This window comes from Arthrobacter sp. PAMC25284, from assembly GCF_019443425.1.
GTDB classification, from domain to species: domain Bacteria; phylum Actinomycetota; class Actinomycetes; order Actinomycetales; family Micrococcaceae; genus Arthrobacter; species Arthrobacter oryzae_A.
In genome coordinates, this window is the sequence record NZ_CP080382.1 from 2,422,019 (window position 1) to 2,439,117 (window position 17,099).

Here is a 17,099-nt window from a genome sequence, read left to right on the forward strand (position 1 = left end):
GTCGATCAAACGGCGCTGCCGGTCAGATCGTACGGACGACGTCCTCGTAGGCGAACTTCGGCTTGGTCTCGCCCCAGGCATCCGGCCCGGGCTGTCCAATGTTGACTACGAGGAAGCTCTTCTGGCTGCCGTCGGGGAAGAACGCGGCGTCAATGGCGGAGAAATCCGCGCCCGTCATGGGCCCTGCGGCGAACCCGAGGGACCGCACCGCGAGGATAAAGTAACCGGCCTGCAAGTGCGCGTTGTTATTTCCGGTGCTCGCGGCAAGGTCCGGCGCAGCGTCATACATGGCCTTAGGCGCGTTGTAGCCCGGAAGGAACCGATCCCACTGCTCCTGCCAGGAGGTGTCGTAGCTGAGGACGGCAACCAGCGGGGCCGATTCCGTCTTCGCACGGTTTCCGGCCGCGAGGGCGCCCACCAGCGTGGTCCGGGCTTCCTCGGAGCGCACGTAGGTCACGCGCAGGGGCTGTGAGTTGAACGCGGTGGGACCAAACTTCGTCAGCTCGTAAATGGCGCGGGCCTGGTCGTCCGTGACCTCGCCGGTGAAGGCGTTGGCGGTCCGGGCCTCGGCAAAAATGGCGTCGACGGCTGCGGCGTCGATTACTGCTTCGTCGTGGGCGATAGTCATGGGAGTCCCTTTCGCTGGGCCTGCCGGCGGCGGGCCTTCTGGTCTGTCTATAGTTGCAACTTCAACTTGTGGCGCCTGCTTCCCGTTTCGCCCCGTGACGTTTGGCACAGGCCGCCCGGGCGACCGGAGTGGCAGCAAATCCCGCACGGTAAAGTTGCTCCGGAAGATTCCTTCCGCGCCCCGCCCCCACATTCTCTGAAAGGCTCCCGGCAATGAGCATGCTCGGCACCAAATGGAAGCTCCACGGCAACGGCAAGTCCATCCGCCCCGGCGAGGTCGTCCGGCCGGACGAGCGGCTCACCTGGCCCCTGACTATCGGGGTCGGAATGCAGCACGTGGTCGCCATGTTTGGCGCCACCTTCCTGGTCCCGATTATCACGGGCATGCCGCCGGCCACCACACTGTTCTTTTCGGGGATCGGAACGCTGCTCTTCCTGGTGATCACCCGGGGCAAGGTGCCGAGCTACCTTGGCTCGAGTTTCGCCTTTATCGCGCCCATCATGGCGTCCCAGCAGCAGTACGGGGTCGCGGGGGCACTCGGAGGCGTGGTGCTGGCCGGCGTCGCACTGGCGCTCATCGGCGCCGTCGTGCAGAAATTCGGGGCAGGCTGGATCAACCGGTTGATGCCGCCAATCGTCACCGGGGCGATCGTCGCGCTGATTGGCCTGAACCTGGCGCCGGCGGCCAAGAATAACTTCGATGCGGCCCCCATCACCGCCCTGGCCACCCTCGTGACGATCATCCTCGTGAGCGTGTTTTTCCGCGGTATCCTGGGCCGCCTCAGCATCCTGGTCGGCGTGGTGGTTGGCTATTTCGTGGCGACGGTCCGCGGCGAGGTTGACTTCGCCAAGATGGACAGCGCCGCCTGGATCGGCCTTCCGCACTTCCAGGCCCCCGAATTCCACTTCGGCGTTGTGGGTTTGTTCGTTCCGGTCGTACTCGTGCTGGTTGCCGAGAACATTGGCCACGTGAAGTCGGTGGCCGCCATGACAGGGCAAAACCTCGACGGCGTGTCCGGGCGTGCGTTGATGGCCGACGGCGCCGCGACGGCCCTGGCCGGCCTCGGCGGCGGCTCCGGCACCACGACGTACGCGGAAAACATCGGCGTTATGGCCGCGACCAAAGTGTATTCCACGGCGGCTTATTGGGTTGCGGGCATCTTTGCCGTGGTCCTGAGCTTCTCACCGAAGTTTGGCGAACTCATCGCCACCGTCCCTGCCGGAGTGTTGGGCGGAGCGGCCACTATGCTCTACGGCATGATCGGCATTCTGGGCGTAAAGATCTGGGTCCAGAACAAGGTGAACTTCTCCAACCCGATCAACCTGACCACCGCGGCCGTCGCACTTATCATCGGCATCGCCGACTACACCTGGACCATCGGCGACCTAAAATTCACCGGCATCGCACTGGGATCGGCCGCGGCGCTGTTGATCTATCACGGCATGAAAGCCCTCGCGACGGCGCGCGGCACCGTCGCGGAACCGGAAACCGAGCTTGTCGGAACGCCAGCGCCCGCGGCCAAGGCTTCGGGCGGCACGAAGCGGACCTCCAAGAAGCGGCGTTAGGGTACGCCGCGCTAGGGTACGCCGTCCGGCCTCGCCCGCGTTTTGGCCGCGGGCGGGGCCGGACGCACGGCCCGGCTCAGCCGGCGTCGGGGTCTTTCGTGTTGAACTCATCCATCTCAGCGTCCGCGGAGGGCACGGCCACGTCGGATTCGCCGTCATCGACGCCGTCGAACCCCGGCTCTGAGATGGCGTTCTCTGTGTTCAGCTGTTCTTCGGTGCCGCCGAAGCGGCCCGCGCCCGGCTCCCCCGCACTGTCCTGGTCCTCGGACCCGAACTGGCTCAGGTCCGGCGCGCCCGCCGGGTACGTTTCACCGTCCGGACTGTCCTGGCTGAGTCCTGCGGCGTCAAAGGCCTCTTCCTCCCGGGGCTGGGCCGACTGCCGGCCGTCGCCGCCCGGCATTTCCTGCTCAACCGTCGGCGTTCCGTAGCCTCCGGCCTCTTCTTCGACGGGGTTTCCCTGCTGGTTTTCCTGGGCCATTTCATTCCTCCTGCATTGTGGGATTAATTGCCATTGGTGGGTCTTCAGGTCTGTGTTGGTGCCGGGATGAGGCTGGGCCTCAGAGTCCCCGCCCGCCGGTCACCGGCAGCACCGCGCCGGAAATGTACGAGCCATGGTCGGACGCAAGCAGCACGTAGGCGGACGCCAGCTCGGCGGGCTGGCCGGCACGCTGCAGCGGCGTGTCCTGTCCGAACGATGGCAGCTTGTCCGGCCAGGCGGTCGCTGGAATCAGGGGCGTCCAGATGGGGCCCGGAGCCACGGCGTTGACACGGATCCCCTTGGGGCCGAGTTCCTGCGCGAGGGCCTTGGTGAAGGCGACCTGGGCAGCTTTGGTCATGGCGTAGTCGATGAGTGCCGGCGACGGGTCAAACGCCTGAATTGAGGCTGTGGTGATGATTGATGCGCCCGCCTTCAAATGGGGAACGGCCGCCCGCGCTGTCCAGAGCAGCGAGTAAAGATTTGTCTGGAAGACCCGGTCGAATTCCTCCGTAGGGAGCGACTCGAAGCTGTCGCGGTTCTTCTGGTAGGCCGCGTTGAGCACTAGGACGTCCAAGCGCCCGAAGGCGGCAAGGGTGTCCTCAATAACGCCTGTCGCGAAGTTCTCGCTGCGTCCGTCACCGGGCAGGAGCAGCACCTCGCGGCCTGCTTTCCGGATCCACGCGGCGGTGTCCTGGGCGTCCGCTTCCTCTTCCGGAAGATAAGAGATTGCGACGTCGGCCCCCTCCCGGGCGAAGGCAATGGCCACGGCCTTGCCGATGCCTGAGTCCCCGCCCGTGATCAGGGCCGCCTTGCCGGTGAGCGCCCCACTCCCCCGGTAGCTCTCCTCGCCGTGGTCCGGGGCCGGATCCATAGGCGCGGTAAGACCCGGCTGTTCCTGCACCTGTTCCGGGAATGACCCTGAGAAATAGCCGCCTCGGGGGTCCGTCGGCTGGTCCTTCGCCCTGTTTGCATCGCTCATAGTCCACCTACCCAATGTGTCGGTTTTCCAAGGATTGACTACAGCCGCAGGCTCTCGGCCCGCGGTTTCGGCAACCCCTCCGAAGTAACATTTCCACCCTATACGAAAATACTCAGCACGCTTAGTACTTACTTGAAATTGCGTCTTCCCGGGCCTAAGTTGAGTGTGCGCTGCAACCGCAGCCAGCCAGCAGACTCCTCAGGAGCGCCGATGCCAGGCCTTCAACATCCCCTCGGCGACGGACGGAATGAAACCGTCGAAGAGCAAATGGACCGCAACTGGGGAGAGTTGCTGCAGGAATTGCGGGTCCTCCAGACGGGCGTGCAGATTCTCGCTGGATTTCTGCTGACACTGCCGTTCCAGTCAAGGTTTGAAACGTTGGACGAATTCCAGATCGGCCTCTACCTCACCAACGTGGCGCTGGCGGCACTGACGACGGCGACAATTCTGCTTCCGGTGAGCGTGCACCGCAGGCTCTTCCGGAAGCGGTTGAAAGCCACCTTAGTGGCAAGCGCCAGCAGCATCGCTAAGGTCTCACTGGCCGGCATCGGGCTTCTCAGCGTGGGATCGACAGCCCTGATCTTCGACGTCACGGCCGGACGGACGGCAGGACTCCTGGCCGGCGCCACGTTGCTCGTCGTCCTGCTGGTCCTGCTGGTTTTCGTCCCGGCACGACTGCTTCGCCGCGCCGGATCGTCAATGCAGCCCCCATCAACACCCAGCACCGGGACGCAGCCCCCAGTTTCTGGACCGGATCCAAAAACCGGCGTCTGATTTACGGGGTATGGGCCTGGACCGCCTTATGGTGTGGCCAGAGCCAGCTCAGGCTCCTTCGAGGACCTGGCTGGTTGCCCAGGCGAGGTATTTCGCGGCGTTGGCGACGGCGTCCTCCGGGCTTCCGGCTACATCCAGCAGTTGGGCAGCCGCCACCACACCATGGCGGGCGAGGTCCTCCGGGGTGACAAGGATTCGGCCGGCAACCGCGATCACCGGGATTCCGAGCGCCTGGGCTGCGTCAGCCAGCGCAATCGGCGCCTTGCCGCTGAGGGACTGGGCATCCAGTGACCCTTCGCCGGTGATAACAAGGTCCGACGCGGCCAGCTTTCCGGCCAGGCCCGTGAGTCCTGCAACGAGCTCGAATCCGCTCTCCAGGCCCGCGTTGCCAAAGGCCAGGAAGGACGCGGGGAACCCGCCGGCTGCTCCGGCGCCGGGAACGTTGACGTCCCTGCCCGTGGCCCCGCGGAGGACCGAGGACCAGTTGCGCAGTCCGGCGTCGAGCAGTTCGACGGCGTCCTCGTCGGCGCCTTTCTGCGGACCGAACACGTGGGCCGCACCGTCGCTGCCGTACAGCGGGTTCTGCACGTCCACGGCGATCCGGAACTTCACCGCTGACAGCCTCGGGTCGAGTCCGCTGGCGTCGACAGACACGACGTCGGCCAGCGCGCCGCCGCCGAGTGGCACCACATTACCGGCCGCATCCAGCGGCTTGAGACCCAGGGCGCGGAGCGCGCCGCTGCCGCCGTCGCTCATCGCCGAGCCCCCGAGTCCGAGCACGATTTCGGTTGCTCCGGCCTCCAGCGCGGCGGCGATCAGCTGGCCACAGCCGTAGCTGTGGGCCCGCAATGCGTTCGCCGGCGTCGGTTCCATGTGCGCCAGTCCGGACGCCTGCGCGGTCTCGATCACGGCTGTTGCGCCGCCGAACGCGTCTTTACGGATCGCCCAGGCTGCTCCGATCGGGGCCAGAATGGGCCCGACGACGGCATTCAGCCGTTCCTCGAACCCGGCCGCCACCGCAGCTTCCAAGGTGCCTTCGCCGCCGTCGGCCACCGGGAACTGAATGGTCTCCGCGTCCGGATAGACGCGCAGGGCGCCTTCGGCGATGGCGGCGGCGGCTTCGGCCGCAGTCAGGGAACCTTTGAACTTGTCCGGGGCGATGAGGATGCGCATGGTCCCATCCTGCCAGCAGGAGCGGACAGCGGAATCAGACAGCGGGACTGATCGCGGCAGCCGGACGGAAGCGCCCCCGCGTCAGCGGGTCCAGCGGCCGCGGTCCTGCAGGACCGCTTTGAGCGTATCGGCCCGGTCCGTGACGATGCCGTCTACGCCGAGGTCCAGCAGCCGGTGCATCTCAGCGGCTTCATTGATGGTCCAGACGTGCACCTGGAGACCGTTCCGATGGGCGCGCCGGATGAACCCGGACGTCACAACGGTCACAGCACCGTAGCGGGCCGGGACCTGGAGCGCGTGGACGCCGCGGAGCATCCGCGCGGCGGCAAGACGCAGCAGCACCGCCGGGAGCACAGGACCCAGCAGGACGAACAAGGCAACGGAGGCCATGCCGGCGGAGCCGGCTGCGGGCCGGCTCAGCTGTTTCAGGACCGCGCGGCGGCGGCGGTCGGAGAAACTGGCGATCAGGACCCGGTCATGTAAACCGTGCCGTTCGATGGCGGCGGCCAGGGTGGCCACGGAGTTCCAGTCCTTGACGTCGAGATTGAGCCGGACGTCGGGGAACTCCCTGACGAGGTCCTCAAACAGCGGGATCGGCTCCGTGCCGCCGATGCGCGCCCGCGCCACCGCCTCGGCGGACAGCCGCGAGATCCGGCCGCGGCCGTCAGTGACCCGGTCCAGGCTCTCATCGTGGAAGAGCAGCAGCACCCCGTCGGCCGTGGTGTGGACGTCCGTCTCCAGAAAGGTAAATCCCAGGTCGACGGCATCCCGGAATGCGGCCATGGAGTTTTCCAACCCGCCGAGGGAGAACCCCCGGTGCGCCATAGCTACGACCTCCCTCGGGGGCGACTCCCCCGGGGAGGCGCCGCTGGTGCTGTCGGGGGCGTCGTCGTGAAACCCGCGCCGGCCCGTGCCTGGCCCGTCGCCATGATCGCCCGCCGGGTCGAAAAACGGGTGGGAATTCCTCACACCTGAAGCGTACCGGAGCCCGGCGCCGGCTGGCCGTGGACCGGGCGTATCTCCACGCCGTCGCTGCAGTGCAGCAGCGTACGGCCCCGGCCGCCGTCGAGGTCCACCCAGATCGCTGTGTGATCCTCTGTCACGGCGTCCACCAGACCGCCGGTTTCATAGCCCGGCGCCAGCCCGACACTCACGCGGTCGCCGCGGCGCAGGCTTCGCCATTGCGGTCCTGGATCCACGCGGAAGACGGGAAGCTCGGAAACGTCGTTAATGCTGCGGTACTTGGCCATGTTGCCCACCCTCACTCACATTGTCGGTGAGACTTCATCGTGCGGGACGAACATGAACGCCAGTTGACCGCCGGCTGGGAGTCCGGTGACAGGGCGGCGTGCAACGGGCCGGCCACGCGGTGGCTTTCAGTGGTCCGGGACAGCCGGCCCTGGCCCCGTGTCAGGGCAGACGGACCCCCAAGGCGGCGAGCCTGGACTCCAGGATCTGAGCCACGCCGTCGTCGTCGAAGTGCGGCGCCTGCTGGCCTGCGGCGCGGATCGCGTCAGGGTGGCCGCTGGCCATGGCGAAGCCGTTGCCCGCCCAGCGGAGCATTTCGATGTCGTTGGGCATGTCCCCGAACGCCACCACGCCGTTGGGCCCAATACCGAGCGAGGCCGCATATTCAGCGAGGGTGACTGCCTTGTTGACCCCGGGCAGGGACATTTCCAAGAGTGCCATGTGCGGCGCCGAATGTGTGGTCGCGGCCAGGTGGGCGACGGCGGGGGCCACTTCGGCAAGGAACTCGTCGGCGCTTCCCCGCCGGACAATTGCCATGAACTTCACCACAGGGTCGGCTGCGGTGAGCGTCGTGTGCAGAGGTGCCGGCGTAAACTCGGCGAGCAGTTCGGTGGAACCATGCTCGATGAATCCCGGCTCCAGGTGGAATCCGGCCAGGGTCTCGGCGGCAAACACGGCCGAGGGCTGCAGCTGCTGGATGATGTGACGGGCTTCGAAGACGGCATCGAGCCCCATGGCTTTGGCTGAAACGATCCGGTCCGCCTCGAGATCCCAGACAACGGCGCCGTTGGAGCAAATAACGGTCCCCGTGTGGTTCAGCTGATCCCGCAGGGGGTGCAGCCAGCGCGGCGGCCGGCCGGTGACAAAAACAACCTCGATGCCGGCATCCCGGCAGGCTTGGAAGGCGCGGATAGTCCGACCGCTGATCTTGCCGTCATGGCCCAGGATCGTTCCGTCAATATCGCTTGCTACCAGCCGCATGTTGCCAGTCTACGTTGAGGGGATGTTGGCCCGACGACGCCGGAGCGGTGGGTGATGACGGGCCTGCCGCAGCGTGTGGCGATGCTGCGCGTTGCTTGAAAGAAGTTGAGGGACTGCTCGCCGGCGCTCCAGTGGTGACGCTCCGGCCGGGACCGGCTCCCACACTCTGCCCTGGGGGTACCGGCGCCACGGGCGTCCCACTTTCTGGCTCCCCTCGGAATGAGGGACTTTTTGGGTTCCGCCGGGCTGAAGTTCTCTTGTCACCGGGCTGCCAACTTTTGCGACGGCCATCTGGCACCATGGGATCATGGCCTGCCGGGACCGGCGAAGCCATCGAGGCCCGAGCACCGGTCACAGAAAGCAGCCATTACCCATCGTCCCCGCAGTCACAATGCTGAAAACGGACTGCACACGCGACCGGGCTCCACTACCGAGGAAGACACTATGAACATCCCCAATCGCGGACTTGCCCTCTTCAGGTTCTGGTTCGCCGCCCTCGGACTCCTGGCCGTGGCATTTCAGCTCAGCCACCTGCTCAGGTTCGTTCCCGGAGCCTCTGCGGCGAACTACTTCAGCTACTTCACCATCGAATCCAATGTCATTGCTTTTACCACTCTGGCAGTCGCCGGTACCTTCGCGTGGAAGGGTCAAAACCCGCGGTGGCTCGACCTCCTGCGCGGGGCCGCGACGATTTACATGACCATCACCGGGATCGTTTACAACCTGCTCCTGAGCGACATTGACGTCAACACCCCAATCCCATGGATCAATGTCGTCCTGCACTACACAATCCCCACAATCATGGTGATCGACTGGCTCGTTGACCTCCCCAAGACCCGGATCGCCCTGCGGACTTCCCTGATTTGGCTGGGCTTTCCCCTGCTTTACCTTGTCTATAGCCTCCTCCGGGGCCCCATCGTGGGCTGGTATCCCTACCCCTTCCTCGACCCGCGGATCAGCGGCTACGGAACCGTGGCAGCAGTCTCCCTGGCTATCGCTCTCGGTGCTTGCGTCTTTGCCGCGATCGCAGCGCTGTCCACCAGACTCCACATCCCCACCACCGTGTCCAATCCTGCAGTCCCGCGCCCTGACGTACTCGTCAGCTCCCCCGGGGAGGCCGGCGCGCCATAGCGCCGTAGCGCAGACCGCACGCAGCAGTCCCCCGATCCTGTGCAGGCGGGTGGCGGGCACGACGTCGTGAAGCCCATGCCGCTGGCACTGGCGGGAGCGGTTCACTCGATGCCGTCAGGAGTCACGAGCCCGGGCGCTGTCGTCCTGTTTTTCGGTGTCATTGCTGTACTGCTCCCGCAATTCGCGGCCGCGGCGGATGTCTTCTTCCTCGCGGGCCTGGAGCTTCTCGCTCTGCTTGGTGTCGCGCGGCGGCAGCTGGATGGTTTCCTCGGCCTTGATACCGGCCTGGAGCTGGCGCCCCCGCTCGGCTTCGGCGTCGAATTCGGCGCCGAAGAGCAGGGACATATTCAGGATCCACAACCAGAGCAGCGCGACGATCACACCGCCGATCGCGCCGTAGGTCTTGTTGTAGCTGCTGAAGTTGGCCACGTAAAGGCCGAACGCCAGGGATGCCAGCAGGAACACCACCAGGGCGATCGCCGAGCCCATGCTCATCCAGCGGAATTTGGGCTGCTCAACGTTGGGAGTGGCGTAGTAGAGAACGGCAATTGCCACAATGACCAGCACCAGCATGACCGGCCATTTGGCGATGTTCCACACAGCCAGGAACGCCCCGCCGAGTCCGATAATGTCGCCGACGGACTCAGCCACCGGCCCGCTGAGCACGAGCATCGCGGCCAGCACCACGACAATCAGCAGATTCACGACGGTGACCCCAAGCATGGTGCCGCGGAGCTTGAGGAAGGGCCTGCCCTCATCGACCTCATACACCCGGTTCAGGGCCCGGCCGAAGGCACCCACGTAGCCGGAAGCGGACCAGAGGGCGGTGAGAAGGCCCAGGACCAGGGTGAGGCCGGCGCTCGAGGAACCGGCGAGCTCCTCGACGACCGGGCGGATGGTGTCCACGGTCTGGCCCGGCGCGATGCCCTGGACGATGTCAATCAGGGCGGAGGTGGTCTTCTGGGCGTCCCCGAAGATGCCCAGCAGGGACACAAGAGCCAGCAGCGCCGGAAAAATTGAGAGGACCGAGTAGTAGGTCAGTGCAGCGGCGAGGTCCGGGCATTGGTCCTTGGTGAACTCCCGCAGCGTCTTCTTCGCGATGTACTTCCAGGACGGTTTGGTCACGTCCGTGGGGCTGTCCGGTTTGCGCGCATCGTCAGGGGCAGGGGCCGTGCGCGCCTTGGCGGTGCTGCTCTCGTCCGTTTCAGGGTCGTTCTGTGCCATGGGGTTCATCCTTCGGGGTTAAGAACAGTAGCCGGCCGTCCCGCGGCGCTGCGGGGCGGCCGGCTGGCTGCGGTGTTCAGGCCTGTTGGACGTTCTCCTGCGCGTCGGAGGCCCGGTCCTTGACGTCGGCGACAGCGCCCTGGCCTTCAGCCTTGACGTGTTCGGTGGCGTCGGACGCCGTTGCCTTCACGTTGTCCATGGCTTCCTGGGCTGGTTCCTTAAGCCCTTCGGCCACGTGCTTGGCGGCCTCGGTCAGTTCCGTGGTGAGCGGTTCGGCCGCGGTCTTGAGGGCATCGGCGGCTTCGCGTTCCTTTTGGCTGGCCGGGATCAGTGAAGACACGAGGAGCCCTGCGCCGAAGGCGATCAATCCGGCGGCAAGGGGATTTCCCTGCGTTTTGGTCTTGACCTGGGATGGTGCATCCCCGATCGCAGAACCCGCGTCACTCAAGTGCCCGCCGGCGTGGCCGGTGGCGGAGTGCAGGTTCCCGGCGGTGTGGTCAGCTGCGCCCATGACTTTATCCTTCACTCCGAAAACGGCGTCTTTGACTTTGTCGGTCTGCCTTTGCACGATGTGCGACGGGGTAACTTTGTCCGCGACGGCGTCGACATTAGTGCTGAGGCGCGCGCGGGTTGCTTCGATATCTGCTCTGATGGCATCCGGATTTTCACTCATCGTGGTTCCTCGCTGATCTAAGAGTTGGGCTTGAAGGTGGGCGGAATCTCCTGCAGGGTTTCGCTGGTTTGCGGCAATCCCTTGATGGCCTTCAGTTCCTTCCGGCCCATGGCGGCCAGGACAGCGGCAACGAGTCCCCAGACCACCGCGACGACGACGCCGGACCAGCCCAGTCCCAGCAGGGTTCCGAGGGCCCACCAGAGGGCCAGGGACAGGAACAAGAGTACGAAGTGGCCAGCCACACCGGCCCCGGCGAGCATTCCAGTTCCCTTACCGGCCCGGGCGGCCGAGTCCTTGAGTTCGACCTTGGCCAGTTCGACTTCCTGGCGCATCAGGGTGGACATGTCCCGGGTGACCTCTCCCAGGAGATCACCAAGGGAGACGGACTCCGCTTTGGCGTGGGCGGTGGTGGGCGGCATTTCGCTGCTCATCGACGACCACCCTCAAAGGGATCATGCCGCAGCGGATCAACGGGCTGCAGCGGATCGGTCACGACCGGCTCGGAGTCCCAACGGTCCTGGCCGCCGGTGCCTGTCTGCGCCTCGGTCCCGTGTGGGTTAGGCGGGTACGTGCTCCCGGCGCTGGCCATCGTCATTTCCGGCGCCGGAAGTTCTACCGGCGGCGGCGGGACCGCCATTCCGGTATCAGGAACCCTCGTCACCGGTGCCGCCGTGCCGACCGCTGGCGCCGCGTTTCTTGCAGGGTCGGGGGCGCCGGCACTGAGGCTGCGGCTTAGCCTGCCGGCCAGAATTCCTGCCCCGGCCGCGAGCAAAAGGAACGTGCCGGGCTTTTGCCGGGCAAAGGACGTCACTTCGGTCAGCAGCGACCCGGGATCCCGGCCGTCCAGCCACGACGCCACGGCCGAGGACCGCTCGGCGGCCTGACGCACGAGGTCGGTGGCCACCCCGGGCTGATCAGAGGCAGAGACCATAGAATGCAGTTCGGTCGAGACCGAACGCAATCCCTCGGCGACCTTTTGCTGCTGGGTTCCGGCCTGGTCGGTGAGGTCTGACTTCGCCTGCGCCATCAGGTCACGGGCACTGGTTTTTACCTCGGCCGCGACGTTGGCTGCCTCGGATTTAGCCGTGTCCGTAACATTTTGGACGGCGTCAGTGGCCTGACGGGCCACATCCGCGGCTTCGTCCTTCGCCGCATCCGACCTGGAACCCGCGTGAGGGTGAGGTGTTGCCGGCGCCCCTGCATTTTGAGCCGGCGGGAACGTCGAGGGCTGCCGGCTGGGGACCTGCTGGGCAGTTGCCGGGGTTTCGAGGCTCCCGTCCTGGGGCCATGAGTTCTGTGTCATCGTCGCTCGCTTTCAGGAAGGGTTCACTGGAAATCTTCAGGAAGGGTCCACTGGAAATCATGGATCACGGACCGAATGAAAATAGTAAGCATGGTTAGCATCTAAATGATAAGCATACTTATCGGTGGCTCCGCAAGACCTGTCGGTTAGGGTCGGGCGGCCGGGTCCGGGTCCGGGTCCGGGTCCGGGAATACAGTAAGCTTGCTTGCCAAAAGGTGGCAGGGCCTGCTTATGGTGGAGGCCCTGCAGTTGCATCGCCTTGGCTGACTGCCTGCACAGTTCCGTACACCGCTCTCAGAAAGGCCCGTTTTATGGTCCCCGCTCCCGAGCCCCACGCCCGGGACGGCTCCCGCCTGCTCTTCTCAGCCGCCCGCCTTGTCCAGCGTCTTCAGGACGATGCGCTGGCGCCGCTCGGCCTGACACGCGCCGCCGTCATCGCCCTCGAGGCAGTGGCACCGCGCCCAATGAATCAGGAACAGCTCGCGGCGAAAGTGCATGTCCGAAGCCAGTCGCTCGGGCGTGTTCTGGGCCGGCTGGAGGAAGAGGGCCTTGTCACGAGAACCCGCAACCCGGCCGACCGGCGCCAGTTTCAGGTCCAGATAACGGCAGCCGGGAACGCGGCCCTGGAAACAGCCTCCCACGCCCGGAGTGCTGCCGTGCCGACGGACTTCGAGGGGTGGGACAGCCTGCTCGAACAACTGGCCCGGTTTCTGGAGTTCTTCGAGACCTCTCAGGGACAAACGGCACGCGCCAGCGAAGCCCCCCAGCACCTGAAATCCTTCAATCCGGACGTCAACCCACCAGCAGCGTAATCACCCTGCCGCTCCGGCTCTGGTCCCAGAAAGGCCAGTTCGACCGGACAAACCGCGAGGACCATGACCCCAGGGACGTCCTGCTCTGACCAGACCTGCCCCAGTGAACAACTACTTCAAAGGTGAGGACCTGGCCGCCCTTCGCAGTTTTTAAGGACCGGGCATCGAAACCTGAGTGCACGGCTACCGCGGGTCGCGGTCCCCGAACTCCTCGTCCAGCTCCCCGTGACGGAACTCCGTCTCGGGGTTCGGTTCGCCGTCGGCCACGATCTCGTGATCGAGCTGGCGCTGCACCTGGCTGTCCAGGACCTGCAGTGTCCGGTCGTTGACTTCCGCCAAGTCTTCCGGGAATGGATCCTCCGGTGTGAGATGCAGCTTCTCCGATGCCACGGTCTCTCCGATCCGCTTGGTTTAGGCCCCTCAAGGCCTCAATTCTACCGCCGCTACGGCCGCAGAGCCCGGATGGTCGGTGCATCCTTGAAACACTGCGCGCAGCCTCTGCGCGGACGAAGGGTTCCGGCAGTCGTCCGGGCCGGCCCTGCTTGCGCAAAAATACCCCTCAGGGTATTGTGGGTTAAGGAAAACCCCGGAGACATACCCCCAAGTGCCTGCGGGGTTTTCCCATGCCGGCATACTGGCATTATCAGTGAGCGGGAAGATCCCAAGGATGCTTACTATAGGGTGGATCCACACGGCAGACGGCATTGATTTCCGTCTCGCCCGGAATCAACCGAAGGGACGACCGCCATGACGCAGGAGCCTACCAACCACGGTCCACGAACGGAGCCTGATGCCCAGCCGGCCGCGCCCGACGAGGCCGGCAGCAGCCGGGCGCCGACCGTGGATCCGGCCGAGCGGTCCAAGGCGACCCGGGCCGGGATGGTCTGGACGGCCGTCGTCGCGGCCCTGGCGGTTTTGGTGTTCCTGATCGTGTTTTTCCTGCAGAACCAGGACACCGTCCGGGTGCAGTTTCTGGGCCTGAACGGTCTGGTTCCCCTGGGTCTGGCACTCGTGATCGCCGCCGTCGCCGGTGGCATTCTCGTCGCCATCGCCGGAGCGGTCCGGATTATCCAGCTCCGCGCCGCAGCCCACCGCCAGCGCATGCACGGAACCCGGACCCGCTAGGCCGGCAGCCGTATCCTCACCGCGCCGGCCCTTCCGCCCGCACGGACACCGGAACCACAGCCGGCAAGGGCACACCCCGACACGGATACCCCAGCGGCACACAGGGCAGCGAAGGATCAAATGGCAACCGACAATCACAGCACGCAGGCAGGGGTCCAGGGAGAACTGCGCCAGGACCGGTACCTCGGCGGCCAGGACCTCACCCGCTGGAACAATCCTCTGGGCCGGCTGCTGGCCCGGACCGCCGAAAAACTCAGCACCCTCCTGGGACCTCACGGAACACTGATTCTGACCCTGGCGGTGGGAGCCATCATAGCCATCGCCCTGACGGCAGTGTTCGCCCAGGTGTATGAAGCAGTCGTCCAGGCCGACGGCGTCGCCGGACTGGACCACCCCGTGCTGGACACCGCCAAGACCCTTCGCTCACCGGCAGCGGACCTTATTGTCACCGCGTTTACGGACGTCGGCGGCACCATCGGCATGCCCCTTCTTGCGTCCGCCACCACCGTTTCACTCTCGCTCAAACGGCGGTCCTGGACCCCGGCCATCCTGATTGTCACCGCCGCCGCCGGGTCCCTCCTGATGACCATCGCGGGCAAACAGCTCATCGGCCGCACGCGTCCGCCACTGACGGACGCCGTGCCGCCCTTTGAATCATCGGCATCGTTCCCCAGCGGTCACTCGCTGAATTCCGTCGTCATTGCCGGCGTCGTCGCGTACCTGATAATCCTCCGGCTAAAGTCCCTTCGAAGCAGAGTGCTGACTGCCGCCGCCGCCGCAGTCTTCGCCGCCGCCATAGGCCTGAGCAGGGTCTACCTCGGACACCACTGGCTCACCGACGTCCTGGCAGCCTGGGCGCTCGGCGCGGCTTGGCTCACCCTCGTCATCACTGCCCACCGGATGTATCTGACCACCCGCAAAAAACACCATCACGGCGCACTCCCATAAGCAGCAGCCACTCCCCCATCGGATCTTGACGAATCTCAACACATCCGTAAAGGGGGCAGCATCACCGGAAAATCTTCCCCGGACCCCCCGTTGTGTCAGGATGATCAATCAAAAGGAACAGCCCATGCCGATGGATCCGCCCTCCACACCCCCGGCGGCAACGCCAGCCCTGAAGATCGGGGAAATCCCGACGGGAGGGATGCTGCTGACAGCTTTCCAGCCCATCGTCGACCTGACCACGGGAGCCACTACCGGCGTGGAAGCCTTCACGCGGTTTGCCGGCGACGGAACCGAGGACGCGGATCATTGGTTCGCCGCAGCCGCCGTTGCCAGTCTGGGGCGTGAGCTGGAATTCGCGGCGCTGGAATCGGCTCTCGGCGCCGCCGTGCACCTGCCGCCGCAACTGTACGTGGCGCTGAAAGTCTCTCCCGCCGTCTGCCTGGACCCGCTGCTGCCGGGGCTGCTCCAAGGGTCGGCACTGACTCCTGGCCGCACGGTGCTTCAACTCACCGAGGCGCTGACAGACGCCCAGCTCACAGCCATCGCCACCGTCCTGGCCCCGCTCCGCCGGCAAGGAGTCCTTCTCGGGGTTGACCATGCGGGTTCGTACGTCGACTCGATCCGCCACATCCGGCAACTGCGTCCCGACATCATCAAGATCGACCGCGGTCTGATCGCCGGTATCGACACGGACTACCTCCGCCATGCCTTCGGCGACGCCATGGCCGGGTTCGCCGGCAAACTCGGGGCCACGCTCGTCGCAGAAGGCATCGAAACTGGGGCAGAACTCGCAGCCGTCCGATCGCTCGGCATTACGGCGGGGCAGGGCTACCTTCTCGGCCGGCCCACCACCAGCCCCGAGGACTGGGCCCACTGGCACGAACTTTAATCCCGGGCATGTCCCGGCGGGATCCCACTCCTCTGACAAGGTGGAACGACGAAACATCGCGATGTGTTCCGGCTGGGCTTGATCGGCGACCGGAACCGGGAGCCTGACCGGATCCTACTCTGCCGCGCTGGTTCCCTCGGAGCGGCCCGCCACCGCGGACGCCTGGTCCCAGGGATCCACACCGGCGAACTCGCTGCGGGTGGGGGGATTGGCCCCGGCGCGCGACACCGTCACCGCGGCAGCCCGTGCGGCGTGTTCCAGGAGGTCCCGCAGTGAGCCTGCGGAGAGTTGGCGGAGGCCCTGCCGGTTCTGCGCGCCGTCGAGCCCCAGGTCCACAACACCGGAGAGCAGCGCGGCCATAAACGAATCCCCGGCCCCGACCGTATCCGCTACGGCTACCTTGGGGGCCGCAATCTGCGCTGCTCCGGCGGCGTTGACGCCCCATGGCCCTTCGCCCCCGCGCGTCACCACGACCATCGCGGGACCTTCAGAGCCGCCCAAAGACAGCCAACGCCGCGCGGATTCCATCGGATCCACCCCGGGGTACAGCCATTCGAGGTCCTCATCAGACGCCTTGACGACGTCGGCCAAAGTGACAAACTTTTCCGCCTGCCGCCGGGCAAAGTCCACATCCGTGATGATGCTGGGACGGCAATTCGGATCGAAGCTGATGGTTGCGGAGGGGTGGGCGTATTCGACGGCGGCCAGCACCGCGGCGGCCCCCGGTTCAAGCATCGTGGCAATCGAGCCGGTGTGCACCAACGTTGTGCCCTGCAGCATAAACGGCAGACGGTCCGCGAGACCGGGCAGCTCCCACGCGAGGTCGAACGTGTAGGTGGCGGCGCCGTCGTCGTCGATCACGGCGGCCGCGACACTCGTTGGCAGATCATCCGGGCCTTGCGGGAGCAGGACGGAACTGGACTTCAGGTGCGCCGCCACCGATTCGCCATACGCGTCTCGGCCATAGCGGCCGATGAACTGCACGGGATGGTCCAACCTGGCCAGTCCGACGGCGACGTTGAGGGGACTGCCTCCGACGTGGGCCTGGACGCCGGAGGAACGCTTGACAACATCAACCAGGCCTTCGCCGATTACTGTGAGCATGCTCATACTCTGCCAGAGAATGCGCCCCATTTCCCCCTGTTGCGGCGCCCGGCCGTGGGTCACG

20 protein-coding genes are annotated in these 17,099 nt (G+C 65.7%); 7 read left to right on the forward strand and 13 right to left on the reverse strand.

Translation table 11 applies throughout. The features are described from left to right. Positions 1–22 precede the first annotated feature (22 nt). On the reverse strand, positions 23–628 hold the full coding sequence (locus KY499_RS11220) for a malonic semialdehyde reductase (RefSeq protein ID WP_219885413.1): 606 nt from the start codon (positions 626–628) through the stop codon (positions 23–25). A 212-nt stretch (positions 629–840) separates the two neighbouring features. On the opposite strand from KY499_RS11220, the gene KY499_RS11225 reads away from it, so the two are divergent. Next, complete coding sequence (locus KY499_RS11225; protein ID WP_123255899.1) at positions 841–2,193, forward strand: uracil-xanthine permease family protein; 1,353 nt, start codon at positions 841–843, stop codon at positions 2,191–2,193. A 76-nt stretch (positions 2,194–2,269) separates the two neighbouring features. On the opposite strand, the gene KY499_RS11230 is transcribed toward KY499_RS11225, so the two are convergent. Together KY499_RS11230 and KY499_RS11235 are read right to left on the reverse strand one after the other, a co-directional pair. Further along, on the reverse strand, positions 2,270–2,671 hold the full coding sequence (locus KY499_RS11230; protein WP_258190729.1) for a hypothetical protein: 402 nt from the start codon (positions 2,669–2,671) through the stop codon (positions 2,270–2,272). Positions 2,672–2,750: 79 nt separating this feature from the next. Next, positions 2,751–3,650 carry an SDR family oxidoreductase gene (locus KY499_RS11235; protein ID WP_219885414.1) on the reverse strand — a complete coding sequence of 300 codons (900 nt, stop codon included), beginning with the start codon at positions 3,648–3,650 and terminating at the stop codon, positions 2,751–2,753. A 210-nt stretch (positions 3,651–3,860) separates the two neighbouring features. Here KY499_RS11235 and KY499_RS11240 point away from each other — a divergent pair, with 210 nt between their 5' ends. After that, positions 3,861–4,424: a DUF6328 family protein gene (locus KY499_RS11240; RefSeq protein ID WP_123255897.1), complete on the forward strand. Its 564-nt coding sequence runs from the start codon at positions 3,861–3,863 to the stop codon at positions 4,422–4,424. A 48-nt stretch (positions 4,425–4,472) separates the two neighbouring features. On the opposite strand, the gene KY499_RS11245 is transcribed toward KY499_RS11240, so the two are convergent. The 4 genes from KY499_RS11245 to KY499_RS11260 all read right to left on the reverse strand — a co-directional run bounded on the left by KY499_RS11245 (position 4,473) and on the right by KY499_RS11260 (position 7,826). Next, positions 4,473–5,597, reverse strand: a complete 1,125-nt coding sequence (locus KY499_RS11245; RefSeq protein WP_123255896.1) for a glycerate kinase — start codon at positions 5,595–5,597, stop codon at positions 4,473–4,475. Positions 5,598–5,678: 81 nt separating this feature from the next. Beyond that, a complete protein-coding gene (locus KY499_RS11250) occupies positions 5,679–6,422 on the reverse strand; it encodes a glycerophosphodiester phosphodiesterase (protein WP_123255895.1) in 744 nt (247 codons plus the stop codon). 140 nt (positions 6,423–6,562) lie between these two features. Continuing rightward, positions 6,563–6,847: a hypothetical protein gene (locus KY499_RS11255; RefSeq protein WP_123255910.1), complete on the reverse strand. Its 285-nt coding sequence runs from the start codon at positions 6,845–6,847 to the stop codon at positions 6,563–6,565. Between the two features lie 160 nt (positions 6,848–7,007). Then, positions 7,008–7,826 (reverse strand): HAD family hydrolase, encoded by an 819-nt coding sequence (locus KY499_RS11260; protein ID WP_123255894.1) that lies wholly within the window; start codon positions 7,824–7,826, stop codon positions 7,008–7,010. Positions 7,827–8,270: 444 nt separating this feature from the next. Between KY499_RS11260 and KY499_RS11265 the strand changes: the two genes are divergently transcribed. Then, positions 8,271–8,957 (forward strand): Pr6Pr family membrane protein, encoded by a 687-nt coding sequence (locus KY499_RS11265; protein ID WP_183164554.1) that lies wholly within the window; start codon positions 8,271–8,273, stop codon positions 8,955–8,957. 114 nt (positions 8,958–9,071) lie between these two features. Here the strand turns inward: KY499_RS11265 and KY499_RS11270 are convergent, their stop codons facing one another. From KY499_RS11270 to KY499_RS11285, 4 genes are all read right to left on the reverse strand, one after another. Further along, positions 9,072–10,181 (reverse strand): YihY/virulence factor BrkB family protein, encoded by a 1,110-nt coding sequence (locus KY499_RS11270; RefSeq protein WP_123255893.1) that lies wholly within the window; start codon positions 10,179–10,181, stop codon positions 9,072–9,074. 76 nt (positions 10,182–10,257) lie between these two features. Beyond that, entirely contained in the window at positions 10,258–10,854 is a 597-nt protein-coding gene (locus tag KY499_RS11275; RefSeq protein WP_123255892.1) for a DUF3618 domain-containing protein, read from the reverse strand. A 17-nt stretch (positions 10,855–10,871) separates the two neighbouring features. Then, positions 10,872–11,285: a phage holin family protein gene (locus tag KY499_RS11280; RefSeq protein ID WP_183164553.1), complete on the reverse strand. Its 414-nt coding sequence runs from the start codon at positions 11,283–11,285 to the stop codon at positions 10,872–10,874. Then, positions 11,282–11,983: a hypothetical protein gene (locus tag KY499_RS11285; RefSeq protein ID WP_258190730.1), complete on the reverse strand. Its 702-nt coding sequence runs from the start codon at positions 11,981–11,983 to the stop codon at positions 11,282–11,284. Before KY499_RS11285 ends, KY499_RS11280 begins: the two co-directional genes overlap by 4 nt. Positions 11,984–12,468: 485 nt before the next feature. Between KY499_RS11285 and KY499_RS11290 the strand changes: the two genes are divergently transcribed. Continuing rightward, positions 12,469–12,969, forward strand: a complete 501-nt coding sequence (locus KY499_RS11290; RefSeq protein ID WP_123255890.1) for a MarR family winged helix-turn-helix transcriptional regulator — start codon at positions 12,469–12,471, stop codon at positions 12,967–12,969. A 183-nt stretch (positions 12,970–13,152) separates the two neighbouring features. On the opposite strand, the gene KY499_RS11295 is transcribed toward KY499_RS11290, so the two are convergent. Continuing rightward, positions 13,153–13,359 (reverse strand): hypothetical protein, encoded by a 207-nt coding sequence (locus tag KY499_RS11295; RefSeq protein ID WP_123255889.1) that lies wholly within the window; start codon positions 13,357–13,359, stop codon positions 13,153–13,155. A 357-nt stretch (positions 13,360–13,716) separates the two neighbouring features. On the opposite strand from KY499_RS11295, the gene KY499_RS11300 reads away from it, so the two are divergent. The 3 genes from KY499_RS11300 (at position 13,717) to KY499_RS11310 (ending at position 15,931) form a co-directional block, all read left to right on the forward strand. Next, entirely contained in the window at positions 13,717–14,094 is a 378-nt protein-coding gene (locus KY499_RS11300; RefSeq protein ID WP_123255888.1) for a lipopolysaccharide assembly LapA domain-containing protein, read from the forward strand. A 120-nt stretch (positions 14,095–14,214) separates the two neighbouring features. Further along, positions 14,215–15,042, forward strand: a complete 828-nt coding sequence (locus KY499_RS11305; RefSeq protein ID WP_123255887.1) for a phosphatase PAP2 family protein — start codon at positions 14,215–14,217, stop codon at positions 15,040–15,042. A 124-nt stretch (positions 15,043–15,166) separates the two neighbouring features. Beyond that, positions 15,167–15,931 carry an EAL domain-containing protein gene (locus tag KY499_RS11310; RefSeq protein WP_219885416.1) on the forward strand — a complete coding sequence of 255 codons (765 nt, stop codon included), beginning with the start codon at positions 15,167–15,169 and terminating at the stop codon, positions 15,929–15,931. Between the two features lie 114 nt (positions 15,932–16,045). On the opposite strand, the gene KY499_RS11315 is transcribed toward KY499_RS11310, so the two are convergent. Beyond that, the gene (locus KY499_RS11315) at positions 16,046–17,035 is read right to left on the reverse strand and encodes a carbohydrate kinase (RefSeq protein WP_123255908.1); all 990 of its coding nucleotides are present in this window, start codon (positions 17,033–17,035) and stop codon (positions 16,046–16,048) included. Positions 17,036–17,099: the final 64 nt, after the last annotated feature.

Excerpts from the sequence above, each read along its gene's own strand:
- KY499_RS11220 (WP_219885413.1), bottom strand. The coding sequence starts at position 628 with ATGACTATCGCCCACGACGAAGCAGTAATCGACGCCGCAGCCGTCGAC.
- KY499_RS11225 (WP_123255899.1), top strand. The coding sequence starts at position 841 with ATGAGCATGCTCGGCACCAAATGGAAGCTCCACGGCAACGGCAAGTCC.
- KY499_RS11230 (WP_258190729.1), bottom strand. The coding sequence starts at position 2,671 with ATGGCCCAGGAAAACCAGCAGGGAAACCCCGTCGAAGAAGAGGCCGGA.
- KY499_RS11235 (WP_219885414.1), bottom strand. The coding sequence starts at position 3,650 with ATGAGCGATGCAAACAGGGCGAAGGACCAGCCGACGGACCCCCGAGGC.
- KY499_RS11240 (WP_123255897.1), top strand. The coding sequence starts at position 3,861 with ATGCCAGGCCTTCAACATCCCCTCGGCGACGGACGGAATGAAACCGTC.
- KY499_RS11245 (WP_123255896.1), bottom strand. The coding sequence starts at position 5,597 with ATGCGCATCCTCATCGCCCCGGACAAGTTCAAAGGTTCCCTGACTGCG.
- KY499_RS11250 (WP_123255895.1), bottom strand. The coding sequence starts at position 6,422 with ATGGCGCACCGGGGGTTCTCCCTCGGCGGGTTGGAAAACTCCATGGCC.
- KY499_RS11255 (WP_123255910.1), bottom strand. The coding sequence starts at position 6,847 with ATGGCCAAGTACCGCAGCATTAACGACGTTTCCGAGCTTCCCGTCTTC.
- KY499_RS11260 (WP_123255894.1), bottom strand. The coding sequence starts at position 7,826 with ATGCGGCTGGTAGCAAGCGATATTGACGGAACGATCCTGGGCCATGAC.
- KY499_RS11265 (WP_183164554.1), top strand. The coding sequence starts at position 8,271 with ATGAACATCCCCAATCGCGGACTTGCCCTCTTCAGGTTCTGGTTCGCC.
- KY499_RS11270 (WP_123255893.1), bottom strand. The coding sequence starts at position 10,181 with ATGGCACAGAACGACCCTGAAACGGACGAGAGCAGCACCGCCAAGGCG.
- KY499_RS11275 (WP_123255892.1), bottom strand. The coding sequence starts at position 10,854 with ATGAGTGAAAATCCGGATGCCATCAGAGCAGATATCGAAGCAACCCGC.
- KY499_RS11280 (WP_183164553.1), bottom strand. The coding sequence starts at position 11,285 with ATGAGCAGCGAAATGCCGCCCACCACCGCCCACGCCAAAGCGGAGTCC.
- KY499_RS11290 (WP_123255890.1), top strand. The coding sequence starts at position 12,469 with ATGGTCCCCGCTCCCGAGCCCCACGCCCGGGACGGCTCCCGCCTGCTC.
- KY499_RS11300 (WP_123255888.1), top strand. The coding sequence starts at position 13,717 with ATGACGCAGGAGCCTACCAACCACGGTCCACGAACGGAGCCTGATGCC.
- KY499_RS11305 (WP_123255887.1), top strand. The coding sequence starts at position 14,215 with ATGGCAACCGACAATCACAGCACGCAGGCAGGGGTCCAGGGAGAACTG.
- KY499_RS11310 (WP_219885416.1), top strand. The coding sequence starts at position 15,167 with ATGCCGATGGATCCGCCCTCCACACCCCCGGCGGCAACGCCAGCCCTG.
- KY499_RS11315 (WP_123255908.1), bottom strand. The coding sequence starts at position 17,035 with ATGCTCACAGTAATCGGCGAAGGCCTGGTTGATGTTGTCAAGCGTTCC.